Source organism: Chromobacterium sp. FG89 (assembly GCF_057808735.1).
Window position 1 is genome coordinate 1 of sequence record NZ_JBMDIQ010000023.1, and the last position, 11,939, is coordinate 11,939.

Annotated in this window: 14 protein-coding genes; 10 read left to right on the forward strand and 4 right to left on the reverse strand. The window is 64.9% G+C overall.

The window, feature by feature from the left end:
- From ACODRW_RS19350 to ACODRW_RS19365, 4 genes are all read right to left on the reverse strand, one after another.
- Positions 1-460, reverse strand: a 460-nt coding sequence (locus tag ACODRW_RS19350; protein ID WP_488906484.1) for a hypothetical protein, incomplete at its 3' end; no start/stop codon positions are given.
- A gap of 147 nt (positions 461-607) precedes the next feature.
- Positions 608-1,879 (reverse strand): two-component system sensor histidine kinase RstB, encoded by a 1,272-nt coding sequence (gene rstB / locus ACODRW_RS19355; protein ID WP_107800437.1) that lies wholly within the window; start codon positions 1,877-1,879, stop codon positions 608-610.
- Between the two features lie 6 nt (positions 1,880-1,885).
- Positions 1,886-2,605, reverse strand: a complete 720-nt coding sequence (rstA, locus tag ACODRW_RS19360) for a two-component system response regulator RstA (RefSeq protein WP_235086934.1) — start codon at positions 2,603-2,605, stop codon at positions 1,886-1,888.
- Between the two features lie 17 nt (positions 2,606-2,622).
- Positions 2,623-2,814 carry a hypothetical protein gene (locus tag ACODRW_RS19365; RefSeq protein ID WP_488906485.1) on the reverse strand — a complete coding sequence of 64 codons (192 nt, stop codon included), beginning with the start codon at positions 2,812-2,814 and terminating at the stop codon, positions 2,623-2,625.
- Here ACODRW_RS19365 and ACODRW_RS19370 point away from each other — a divergent pair.
- From ACODRW_RS19370 to cyoA, 10 genes are all read left to right on the forward strand, one after another.
- Complete coding sequence (locus ACODRW_RS19370) at positions 2,813-3,145, forward strand: glycine dehydrogenase (protein ID WP_107800436.1); 333 nt, start codon at positions 2,813-2,815, stop codon at positions 3,143-3,145. The genes ACODRW_RS19365 and ACODRW_RS19370 overlap by 2 nt on opposite strands.
- Before the next feature lie 39 nt (positions 3,146-3,184).
- A complete protein-coding gene (locus ACODRW_RS19375) occupies positions 3,185-3,547 on the forward strand; it encodes an SFCGS family glycine-rich protein (RefSeq protein WP_107800435.1) in 363 nt (120 codons plus the stop codon).
- Positions 3,548-3,550: 3 nt separating this feature from the next.
- Entirely contained in the window at positions 3,551-3,853 is a 303-nt protein-coding gene (locus ACODRW_RS19380) for a DUF4312 family protein (RefSeq protein WP_043591096.1), read from the forward strand.
- A 34-nt stretch (positions 3,854-3,887) separates the two neighbouring features.
- Positions 3,888-4,664, forward strand: coding sequence for a DUF4311 domain-containing protein (locus tag ACODRW_RS19385; protein ID WP_166452683.1), 777 nt, complete (start codon positions 3,888-3,890; stop codon positions 4,662-4,664).
- 17 nt (positions 4,665-4,681) lie between these two features.
- The gene (locus ACODRW_RS19390) at positions 4,682-5,335 is read left to right on the forward strand and encodes a DUF4310 family protein (RefSeq protein WP_019101591.1); all 654 of its coding nucleotides are present in this window, start codon (positions 4,682-4,684) and stop codon (positions 5,333-5,335) included.
- A 10-nt stretch (positions 5,336-5,345) separates the two neighbouring features.
- On the forward strand, positions 5,346-6,479 hold the full coding sequence (locus tag ACODRW_RS19395) for an amidohydrolase/deacetylase family metallohydrolase (RefSeq protein WP_488906486.1): 1,134 nt from the start codon (positions 5,346-5,348) through the stop codon (positions 6,477-6,479).
- Positions 6,463-7,581, forward strand: coding sequence for a DgaE family pyridoxal phosphate-dependent ammonia lyase (locus tag ACODRW_RS19400; RefSeq protein ID WP_488906487.1), 1,119 nt, complete (start codon positions 6,463-6,465; stop codon positions 7,579-7,581). Before ACODRW_RS19395 ends, ACODRW_RS19400 begins: the two co-directional genes overlap by 17 nt.
- Positions 7,578-8,312, forward strand: a complete 735-nt coding sequence (gene dagF, locus ACODRW_RS19405; RefSeq protein ID WP_081545444.1) for a 2-dehydro-3-deoxy-phosphogluconate aldolase — start codon at positions 7,578-7,580, stop codon at positions 8,310-8,312. The genes ACODRW_RS19400 and dagF overlap by 4 nt, the downstream gene beginning before the upstream one ends.
- Positions 8,313-8,358: 46 nt before the next feature.
- On the forward strand, positions 8,359-10,275 hold the full coding sequence (locus tag ACODRW_RS19410) for a BglG family transcription antiterminator (RefSeq protein ID WP_488906488.1): 1,917 nt from the start codon (positions 8,359-8,361) through the stop codon (positions 10,273-10,275).
- 727 nt (positions 10,276-11,002) lie between these two features.
- Complete coding sequence (cyoA, locus tag ACODRW_RS19415) at positions 11,003-11,935, forward strand: ubiquinol oxidase subunit II (protein ID WP_107801943.1); 933 nt, start codon at positions 11,003-11,005, stop codon at positions 11,933-11,935.
- Positions 11,936-11,939 lie beyond the last annotated feature (4 nt).

Below are 11,939 nucleotides of genomic sequence, written 5' to 3' on the forward strand. Positions count from 1 at the left end.
AAGCGTCGGCTTTAGCGGCTTGAGCTTTCTGAGCAGCGGAAGCTTCTTTCTTAGCTACGTGCTTTTTGGCTTTTTTGGCTTTTTTCGGAGCGGAAGCGTCGGCCTTGGCGGCTTGGGCTTTCTGAGCGGCGGAAGCTTCTTTCTTGGCTACGTGCTTCTTGGCTTTTTTAGCTTTCGGAGCGGAAGCTTCAGCTTTGGCGGCTTGAGCTTTCTGAGCGGCGGAAGCTTCTTTCTTAGCTACGTGCTTCTTGGCTTTTTTAGCCTTCGGAGCGGAAGCTTCGGCTTTGGCGGCCTGAGCTTTTTGAGCAGCGGAAGCTTCTTTCTTCGCTACTTTTTTCTCGGCTTTCTTAGCCTTGTGGATCGCAACCGGAGCGGAAGCAGCAGCTTTTTCAGCGGCGAAGCCGTTAACGGACACCAGGCTGAAAGCAGCGGTCAGAGCAAGCAGAGCCAGCTTTTTCATTTATGAAACTCCTAAGTTTCTTGGATTGGTATGAAAGTGGACATGTAGTCCTTTTCAGGCCGAAATGCTAACCATGACAAGGGGCTGAGTCTATGCCTTCTGTGTATCCCAATGTTACGGAATGTACAGGCGCGGCGACGGCGGATGTCAGATCGGCCAGCGGAACAGAAAGCGCGCGCCGCCCAGCGGCGAGCTTTCCACTTTCACCTCGCCGCGGTGGGCGCGGGCGATACCGGCGACGATGGCCAGGCCCAGGCCGTGGCCGCCGGTCTTGCGGCCGCGGCTTTCGTCCAGCCGCACAAAGGCGTCGAACACCCGGCCGCGGTCCTGTTCCGGAATGCCGGGGCCGTCGTCGTCCACCATGATGATGCAGTGGCGCTGCTCGACGATGATGCTGGTCTGCACCAGGCGGTTGGCGTGGCGGCGGGCGTTGGACAGGAAGTTGTCCAGCACCCGGGTCAGCAGGTGTTCGTCGGCGGTGATGGCCAGGCTGGCCCCGGCCGGCTCCAGCCATTGAATGTCCTGCGTCAGCGCGGCCTGGCCGGCGATGCGGTCCTTGGCCCAGGGGATGGCGTCGAAGCTGCTGAGCTTCAGCGGCGCTTCCGGCCGGTCCAGCCGCGCGTGCAGCAGCAGCTCCTCCACCAGCTTGTCGATGGCGGAGAGGTCGCGCTCTATCGCCTGCCGCTCCGGGCTGCTCTCGTCGCCTTCCAGCAGCGCCATCCGGTAGCGCAGCCGCGCCAGCGGAGTGCGCAGTTCATGGGCCACGGCGTTGGTCAGCGTCTTCTTGCTATTGATCAGCGCGGCGATATTGTCGGCCATGTGGTTGAAGGCGACGCCCAGCTGGCTGACGCCGGAGCGCGGCGGCAGGTCCACGCGGGCGGACAGATTGCCGCTGGCCAGCTTGCCGGCGGTTTGCTCCAGCGCCACCAGGTCGCGCCAGTGCGGCCGCATCCATAGAAACACCGGTATCGCCAGCGACAGGCCGATGAAGCCCAGCAGCGCGTAGTCGAACCATTTGAGCTGGTGCAGGAAGAATAGATAGCGCAGCGGACCGGCCACCAACAGGTAGTTGCTGTCCTCCAGCTTTTGCAGGAACACGTATTTGTCTTCCAGCATCACGATTTCGCCGCGGTCCAGCGCCTGCTTGGATTCGTCGTCCAGCAGATAGCTGCTCATCTTCTCCACTTTGACGCGGAAGGTGAAGCCGTGGTCGGAGTTGGCCAGCGTTTCGCTCCAGCGGTCTTCCGGCACGCCGCGCAGATCGGCTTCGATCAGCGACAGCGTGGTGCGCAGCAGGTCGGACAGATAGCGCTCGCCCACGTCGTCCACCGCCTGCTTGTAGACCGCGCCCACCAAGACCACCGCCACCAGGAAACAGGTCATCAGCAGCAGGTAGAACTGGATGAACAATCGGCGCATGCGCGCTTACTCCCATCCGGACAAGGAGAACAGATAGCCGCGGTTGCGCACCGTCTTGATGCGGAACGGCTCGCTGGGATTGTCGCCCAGTTTCTTGCGCAGCCGCGAGATGGCCACGTCTATGCTGCGGTCCAGGCCGTCGTAGCTGACGCCGCGCATTTCCTTGAGCAGGATGTCGCGGTTCAGGGTTTCGCCGGCGTGGCTGGCCAGCAGCCACAGCAGATCGAAGTCCGAGGTGGACAGCGGGATCTTTTCATTGGCCAGCGTCACGTCGCGGCTGATCGGGTCTATCGCCAGTTGGCCGAACACCACTTTGCGGGTGCCGGGCTTGGGCGCGGCGGCGTCGGCGCTGGCCGAAGCGGGCCGCAGATTGCGCAGCTGGGCGCGCAGCCGCGCCACCAGCACCGAGGGCGGCGTGGTTTTCAGGATGTAGTCGTTGGCGCCCAGTTCCAGGCCCAGGATCTGGTTCATATCGCTGTCCAGCGAGGTCAGCATGATGATGGGGCCGTCGAATTTGGGACGCAGCTCGCGGCAGATGGAGAGGCCGTCTTTGCCGGGCAGCATGATGTCCAGCAGCACCAGGTCCGGCGCTTCGCGGGCGATGGTGTCCAGCGCGGCGTCGCCGCGCGGTTCCACCACCACGTCCATTTCATGGCGGGACAGAAAGTCGCTGATCAGCTCGGCCAGGTCGGCGTCGTCTTCTACAAACACGATGCGGTGGGTCATGCCTTGCATCCATCTATTCAGTGGTCAATCCGCGAAGTATCGCCCGAGCCGCCGCGCGCTTCAACTGCAAGCACGGTCAGGACCGCCTTGTTTCCGCCCGGCGAGCAGGCGATTTCCGTTTCGAAGCGGAAAATCCACCGGTCCACAGTTGCCGGCGGCTTGATTACAGTTTCCTGACATTGCCAACCGTTTTGCAAAGGAAAGCTCATGAACGATCAAGTCCGTCCCGCCGCCGTCGACCAGACCGCGATCCGCCGCCTGGCGGACCAGGTTCTGGGCCAGATTCCCGCCTTGCTGGACGCGGCCGGAAAGTCTCTGACCGAGGTTCAGCAGCAGAAGCTGGATTCGCACGTGCTGGCGATGGCGCGCCGCTCGCTGACCGGCGAAGGGCTGCCGGATTTCGACAAGAGCCTGTTCGACGAGATCTCGGACACCACGCGGCGGCTGTCCGCCGCGGTGGTGGCCTTGTTCGGCAATCTGCCGGAAGAGGAAGCGCTTTTGCTGTCCATTCATTTCGAGATGGCCAAGAACAAGGCCTGAAGTCCGCCGTGCATAGATAGAGAGATAGAGGAGAAGACAATGACACAGATAACCGTAGTGATTGGCGACCGCCTGGGCAAGGGACAGAAAGTGGGCGCGGGCGCGGAGGCCGCCGGCGCGCGCGCGGTGGTGATCGCGGGCATGGCCGCGGATATGAAGCTGGGCGACGTGATGCAGGCGGAGGGCGCGCAGCTGGGCATTTCCTTCTGCGGCAGCGGCGGCGCCGGCGCCATCACCGCGCAGACCAAGTACGGCTACAAGGCCAAGTACGGCATGCGTTCGGTGGAGGAGGGCGTGACCGCGATCGAGGAGGGCTACACCGTGCTCGGCTTCGGCTTCATGGACAAGGAAGAGCTGGGGCAGCGGCTGGTGGCGGCCTATCAGAAGAAATACGGCGGCTGAGCGATGCAAAGGCGTTTCGAGTCCAGCGTGACGGTCAGCGGCCGCGGCGACAGCAAGGCGCAAGCTTGCGCCGACGCCTTGTCCGGCGTGCAGCGCGCGGTGACGGCGGCCGGCCATCCGGTGCTGTTGCGCATCGAGCCCATGCGGGTGACGGTGGTCGCGGCGGAGGAGATCCGCCGCCGCGAGCGCTTTCTGTTCTTCTTCCTGCCGCGGGACAGGCTCAGCTACGCCGTCACGCTGGAGGTGGAGGTCAGCGTGACGGCGCTGGATATCGAGGCCGTGCCCTTCGTCGCGCGCCAGGTTTAGGCGCCGGCTGTCGTTTTATTCCGAGGAGGAAGCCATGCTTCTGATCATTCTTCTCAAGTCGCTGTTGATAGGCGGTCTGGTCGGCGTCGCGGTGGGCGCCGGCGCGGCCCGCATGTTCCACGCGCCGACTTCCCAGGGCATGGGCGCTTTCCGCACCCTGGGCGAGCTCAATTCCTGCGAGGGCGACCCGGCCTCGCATTTTTCCTTCGGCCTGGGCTTTTTCTTCAACGCCTGGGCCTCGTCGGTGGCCGCCGGCGCCTTCACCCAGGACATCGACCACCGGGTGATTCCGCACTGGGGCGCCGCGGCTTTGCTGGCGCGCAACCGCAATCTGGCGGAGACCCTGCACAACCCGCGCAAGATGGCCTTGGTGTGCGGGGTAATCGGCATGCTGCTGGTGGCCTTCCTGAACACCACCGCTTCGGCGGTGCCGGCTTCGCTGCAAATCACCGCGGTCAAGGTCTTGGTGCCCGCGGCCAACCTCTTGGTCAACACCGTGATGCCGGTGATTTTCTGGCTGGCGGCGATTGAGGCCGGCCGGCGTTCCGGTCTGTGGGGCACGGTGTTCGGCGGCCTGGCCCAACTGATCATGGGCAATGCGGTGCCGGGCCTGGTGCTGGGCATTCTGATCGGAAAGGGCGTGGACGAGGGCGGCTGGAACAAGGTGACCAAGCTGATGATGGCGGCCATCGTGGCGCTGTTCGCGCTCAGCGCCTTCTTCCGCGGCTTTGATCTGAAGCTGCTGAGCAGCTTCCACTTGAACGCCCCGTCCTGGCTGGAACTGCTGCACGCCGCCGTGCGCGGCGCTTGAGGTTGAAGGAGAGAATGATGACTGAACAAGCACAAACCGGGGGTTTCTGGCTGGCGGACTGGTCTTTTCCCTTGCTGGTGGGGCTGTTGTCCGCCGGCGTGTTCGCCGGCACGCATATGTATTACGTCTACGGCATCGGCGCTTTCAACGAGGTGGCCTTCGTGTCGATGCTGCGCGCCGGCATGGACACCGGCGTCTACGGCGCGGTGGCCGCCTTCGGCGCCAGCTTCTTGTTCGCCCGGGTGATAGAGGGCTCGCTGGTGGGCATTCTGGACATCGGCGGCGCCATCATGACCGGCGTCGGCCTGGGCATTCCGGCGATGTTCCTCGGCGCCGGCATCTTGTTTCCGGTGGAAAACTTCGGCGCGGCGCTGGCCACCGGGATGGTGATCGGCTTGCTGATCGGCGCGGTCATTATTTTCGCGCGCAAATTCACCATCAATCAGGGCAATTCCACTTACGGCGCCGACGTGATGATGGGCGCGGGTAACTCCTCCGGCCGCTTCCTCGGCCCGCTGATCATCCTATCGGCGATGGCGGCGTCGATTCCCATCGGCGTCGGCTCGCTGCTGGGCGCGCTGGTCTTCTATCTGTGGGGCAAGCCCATCACCGGCGGCGCCATCCTGGGCGCGATGCTGCTGGGCACGCTGTTCCCGGTGGCGATTGCCTGAGGAGGCGGCGATGGATGATTTGCTGATCAAGGACGCTTTGCTGGCCGACGGCTCGGTAATGGACATTGCGGTCCGCCACGGCAAGATCGCCGGGCTGGGGCGGCTGGACGGCCCGGCCCGGCGCACGCTGCGGCTGGACGGACGCTGGCGGCTCAGCGCCGGCTGGATAGACGGCCATGTGCATTGCAACCCGGCCTCGCCGATTTATCACGACGAGCCGGATCAGGTGGGCGTGGCCGGCGGGGTCACCACAGTGGTGGACGCCGGCAGCGTAGGGGCCGACGACGTCGCCGCCTTCCGCGAGCAGGCCGGCGCTTGCCGCACCGATGTGCGCGCCTTGCTGAACATCTCGCGCATCGGCCTCGTCACCCAGCATGAATTGGCCAATCTGGACGACGTCGACGTGGCGCTGGCCGGCGCGGCCATCCACGCGCATCGCGATTTCATCGTCGGCATCAAGGCGCGGCTCAGCGGCAGCGTGGTCGGCGCCAACGGCGTCGCGCCGCTGGCGCGGGCCAAGGAGATACAGCGGCGCTTCGGGCCGCTGCCCTTGATGGTGCACATCGGCAACACCCCGCCGTCGCTGGACGAGATCGCCGAATGGCTGGAGCCGGGCGACATCGTCACCCACTGCTTCAATGGCAAGCCCAACCGCATCCTGGACGCCGCCGGCGCGCTGCGCGCCTCGGTGCGGGCGGCGATCGAGCGCGGCGTGCTGCTGGACGTCGGCCACGGCAGCGCCAGCTTCAGTTTCCGCGTGGCGCGCGAAGCCATGGCGCTGGGCCTGTACCCGGACACCATCAGCTCGGACATCTATTGCCGCAACCGCGTGGCCGGGCCGGTGTTCGGCCTGGCGGCGGTGATGTCCAAATTCCTGAGCCTGGGCATGCCGCTGGAGAAGGTGCTGGACTGCGTGACCCGGCGGCCGGCGGAAGCGCTGGGACTGGGAGGAAAAGGCCGGCTGGAAGCGGGCGCGGACGCCGATCTGACCATCTTCGACATTGAAACCGCGCCGCGGCCGCAGAGCGACTGCGACGGCGACACGCTGACCGGCGTGCGGCACCTGACGCCGCTGGCGGCGGTGGCGGGCGGCGTCTTGCTGCCCACCGAACAAGGAAAGGCTTGTCATGTCTTCGATCTATGAGCAGTACCAGCTTAAGCCGGTGATCAACGCTTCCGGCCGCATGACCCTGCTCGGCGTGTCCACGCCGGCGCCGGAAGTGAGGGCGGCGATGGTCCAGGGCCTGGAGCGGTATTTCGAGATGAAGGATCTGGTCGACAAGACCGGCGACTACATCGCCCGGCTGCTGGAGGCGGAGGCCGCGACGGTGGTGTCCTGCGCGGCCGCCGGCATCGCCCAGTCCGTGGCCGCCGTCATCGTCCGCGACGACCCGCGCCTGCTGGTGAATCTGCACGCGCAGCCGGTGGCCGGACCGCGCGAGATCGTGCTGCCCAAGGGGCACAACGTCAATTTCGGCGCGCCGGTGGGCGCCATGGTGGCGCTGGGCGGCGGCCAGGTGGTGGAGGCCGGCTGGGGCAATGAGTGCTCGGCCGCGCAATTGGAGGCGGCGGTCGGCCCCGGCACGGCGGCTATTTTGTATATCAAGTCCCACCACGCCTTGCAGAAAAGCGTGCTCGGCGTGGCCGAGGCCGCCGAGGTGGCGCGCCGCCGGAAGCTGCCGCTGATCGTCGACGCGGCGGCGGAGGAGGACTTGCGCGAGTATTACCGGCTGGGCGCGGACCTGGTGATCTACAGCGGGGCCAAGGCGATAGAGGGGCCGACCAGCGGCCTGGTGCTGGGCCGCCGCCAGTATGTGGAATGGGTCAAGCTGCAAAGCCAGGGCATAGGCCGGGCGATGAAGGTGGGCAAGGAGGGCATTCTGGGCCTGACGTGCGCGATAGAACGCTATCTGAAGCAGGACAAGGAAAGCGGGGCGGCGATGGCGGAGCGGCTGCGGCCCTTCATCGCCGGGCTGAACCAGTTGGCCGGCGTCAGCGCGCGCCTGGTCTGGGACGCCGCCGGCCGCGACATCGCCCGCGCAGAGATCGCTTTCGACGCCAGCGCCACCGGCGTCAGCGCGGTGGCCGCCGCCGCCGCGCTGAAACAGGGCGAGGTCGCCATTTATTTCCGGGAATACCGGGCCAACGAGGGCAAGCTGGAGGTGGACGCGCGCAGCGTGGACGCCGCTCAGCTGGAACAGATCGGCACGCGCATCCGCCGCTTGCTGACGGGAGAGAAGGCATGAAACTGGAACCCCATTTTTATCAGGACCGCGTTTGCTTGAATGTACTGGCTGGAAGCAAGCACAATGCCCGTCAGATTCATCAGGCGGCGGAAGGCCATGTGCTGGTGGGCGTGCTGTCGAAGAACTACGCCGACGTGGACAGCGCGGTGGCGGACATGCGCGAGTACGCGGCCTTGATAGACAACGCCTTGTCGGTGGGACTGGGCGCCGGCGATCCGCGCCAGTCCGACATGGTCAGCGCCATTGCCGGCCAAGTGCAGCCGCAGCACGTCAATCAGGTGTTCACCGGCGTGGGCGCCAGCCGCGCGCTGCTGGGTCAGGCGCGTACCGTGGTCAACGGCCTGGTGTCGCCCAGCGGCATTCCGGGCCTGGTCAAGGTGTCCACCGGCCCGCTCAGCGCCGGCGCGCCGGTCTGCGCCGCGCCGGTGGACACCGCCATCGCCATGCTCAAGGATATGGGCGGCAGTTCGATCAAGTACTTCCCCATGGGCGGGCTGGATTGCCGCGACGAATACCTGGCGGTGGCGGAAGCCTGCGCGCGGCATGATTTCTGGCTGGAGCCCACCGGCGGCATCACGCTGGAGAATTTCAGCGAGATCGTCCGCCTGGCGCTGGAGGCCGGCGTGCCCAAGGTGATACCGCATGTGTACAGTTCCATCATCGACGCCAGCGGCGAAACCCGGCCCGGCGACGTGGAGCGGCTGTTGTCGATGGTGAAAGCCTTGTTGTAGACGCGTCCGGGGAGGCCGGGCGCGGATGGGTTTAAGAAGGAGGCTCATGGTCAAATTCCCCTATCAACGGCTGGCCCAGGCCTTTGCCGCCCTGCAGGCGGAAGCGCTGCCGCAGGAAGAGCTGGCGCGCCGGCTGGCGGTGTCCACCCGCACCGTGCGCAACGACATCGACGCGCTCAACGCCATTCTGGCCGAGCACGGCGCGCGCTTCGTGCTCAAGCGCGGCGAGGGCTACCGGCTGCAGGCCGACGATCCGGAACGCTTCCAGCAGGTGCGGCCGCAGGCCGGCTCCGGCCGCGCCATTCCGCGTCAGGCTGGCGAGCGGGTGCATTATCTGCTGGCGCAGTTCCTCGGCTCCGCCTACGCCTTGAAGCTGCAGGATCTGGCCGACGCCTGGTGCGTCAGCCGCGCCACCTTGCAGACGGACATGGCCGAGGTGCGCGAGCGCCTGGCCGGCTACGGCCTGAGCATAGAGGCCAAGCCGCATTACGGCATGAAGCTGCTGGGCGCGGAATCCTCCATCCGCGTCTGTCTCAGCGATCTCTTGGCGCAGCTGGCGGCGGAGCGGGCGGACCATCCCTTGTTGAGCGCGGACCCGGTGCTGGCCGACGCGCTGGCGACGGTGCGCGCCGGCCTGCCCGGCTGCCTGAGCCGCGCCGGCGTCCGCCTCAGCGACGACGGCGCCCAGTTCCTGAGCTTTTATTGCGCGGTGGCGGCCAAGCGCATCGTCGACGGTTTTCCCTTGCAGGATTTCTCCTGCGAGGAAGCGCCGCCGGCGGCGGCCCAGGCCGCGACGCACATCGCCGGCCTGCTGCGGCGCATGAGCGGGGTGGAGATCGCCGCCGCCGAGCAAGCCTTCCTCTGCGTCAACATCGCCGCGCGCAGCCTGAGCGGCATATTGCCCAGCGCGATCAACGCCGACGACGCCGACGCGCTGGTCCGCTACATCCTCGACTACATCAACCGCCATTACCGCTACGATCTGCGCGCCGACCGGCAATTGCGCGACGATCTGGTCACCCACGTCAAAACCATGATCACCCGGGTGCGTTACCAGATCACGCTGGCCAATCCGGTGTTGGCCGACATCAAGCAGCATTACGCGCTGGCCTACGACTTCACGCTGGCGGCGGTGTCGAGTTGGGCCAAGCACTCGCCGTACCGGATCTCGGAGAACGAGATCGGCTATCTGGTGCTGCACATCGGCGTGGGGCTGGAGCGCCATTACCAGATCGGTTATCTGCGCCGGCCGCAGGCCTTGCTGGTGTGCGATGGCGGCAACGCCACGCTGCGCACGCTGGAGGCGGTGCTGCGGCGTCGCTTTCCGCAGCTGGAGGTGTGCGCCGCCTTGTCCTGTCAGGAGTACGAGGCGCTGGAGCATGTGGGCGCGGATTTCGTGGTGTCCACGGTGAGGCTGGAGGACAAGCGCAAGCCGGTGGCGCTGCTGTCGCCGTTTCCGTCGGATTACCAGCTGGAGCAATTGGCGCGGCTGGTGGCGGTGGACCGCACCCGGCCCTATATGCTGGAGCGCTATTTTTCCGCCCAGCATTTCTGGGTGGCGGAGCAGGGGCTGAGCCAGCAGGCGCTGTTCGAGCGCGTTTGCGGGCGGCTGCGCGAGGAGGGCTATGTCGACGCCGATTTCCTGCCTTCGGTGCGCGAGCGCGAGGACATCCTCAGCACCATGCTGGGCGACGGCATCGCCTTGCCGCACTCGCTGGGCTTGCTGGCGCGCAAGACCACGGTGTGCACCATCATCGCGCCGCACGGCATCGCCTGGGGGGAGGGCGGCGTGGCGCGGGTGATCTTCCTGCTGGCGATCAGCAAGACCGAGTACGAGGAAGCGATGGCGATCTACGAGCTGTTCGTTTCCTTCATGCGTCAGCGCGCCGGCACCCGGCTGGTGGAGAGCCGCAGTTTCGAAGCGTTTCTGCGCAATGCCTTGCTATGTCTGCCCGACGCCTGAGCCAGGCGGGGCCGGCGTTTTCCTCGCTGTCAATCCATATTGTTTGATTTATATTTTTGTTGCGATTTGTATTGAATCGCGTTGTTTTTGTGCACTGCAAGGGGCGGAGTTCCAGCTTTTTTGTAACAGTTTGAAACTGTATATAGGTTCGAGTATTTACTTCATGCTTTCGTTCTAGATCACGCCATGTCTGCGCTTTGGCTCTATTTTCGTCATTGATCTGTAACAAGCTCTCTGGATTTACCCCGCGAGCGGCCGTTAACCTGGATCAAATTTGCCCTTGAAAGTTGGGGGCGAACTGTTTTTAATAGCGCCGCCTGGCTTCACAACCGGGATGCTCCCGCCGCTTTCTGCGCCGTCCAGGGCTTGCTTGCCCGCCGGAAGACGCGTCTCCGCCCGAGGGTTCGCCGGCTGTCAGCGTTGTGATGTCCCAGCAGGGGAAGGCCGCTTGTCGCCGTTTTCCTGTCGCGTCATCCACCCGGGGCGATTCGCGTCGCCCCTGTCGATTGATCATGCCGACCTTTCGATTTTGATCAGCTCGCGCTGCGAGTTCCGCATTGCTTTTTATTATGCCAACAGCATTTGCATGGCCGTCGGCCGCGCAAGGGCTTGCCGTTGCCGTCCGGTCTTGAGCCGGGCCTGGATTACCGCCGCCGGGGCCGATGGCGCGCAGCCTTACGCGCCCGGGCGAGATAACAAGAATGTTCAACCCGTAAAGTCGTAAATGATGAGAAACCAAAGACCCTCACGCCTGTGGCGGGGACTTGCTGTAGCTTCGGCGCTGCTGCTCGCCGGGTGTCAAGGCGGAATCCTTGACCCCAAGGGCCCCGTGGCGGCGGAGCAGAAGTCCCTGATCATCACGGCAACCGCGCTGATGCTGCTGGTGGTCATCCCGGTGATCCTGATGACCTTCTTCTTCGCCTGGAAGTACCGCGCCAGCAATAAGGACGCCGTCTATGAGCCGAAATGGTCGCATTCGACCAAGATCGAGCTGGTGGTCTGGCTGATTCCCTGCATCATCATCGCCTTCCTCGCCGTGCTGACCTGGGAAACCACCCACAAGCTGGACCCGTACCGCCCGCTGGATTCCGACCAGAAGCCGATCGAGGTGCAGGTAGTGGCGTTGAATTGGAAATGGTTGTTCATCTATCCGGAGCAGCAGATCGCCACGATCAACGAGCTGGCCTTCCCCAGCAATGTGCCGGTGAACTTCAAGATCACTTCCGACGCGGCGATGAACTCCTTCTTCATCCCGCAATTGGGCGGCCAGATTTACGCGATGGCCGGCATGCAGACCCAGTTGCATCTGCTGGCGCATGAGCCGGGCGTGTACAAGGGCTTCTCCGCTAACTACAGCGGCGCCGGTTTCTCCGGCATGAAGTTCAACGCCGTCGCCACCAAGACGCCGGCGGAGTTCGAAGCCTGGGTCGCCAAGGTCAAGGCCTCCGGCAAGACGCTGGACGTGAACGGCTACCGCGGCCTGGTGCTGCCCAGCGAAAAGAACCCGGTGGCCTATTACGGCGCCGTCACCCCCTATCTGTTCCAGGGCGTGCTGCACAAATACATGACCGGCCGCACCTCGCTGGCCGCCACCGAGGCCGACGTGAAGCTGGCCGCGCTGGCCAAGAGCCTGTGCGAACCGCTGACGGTGAAGGAGTAATCAA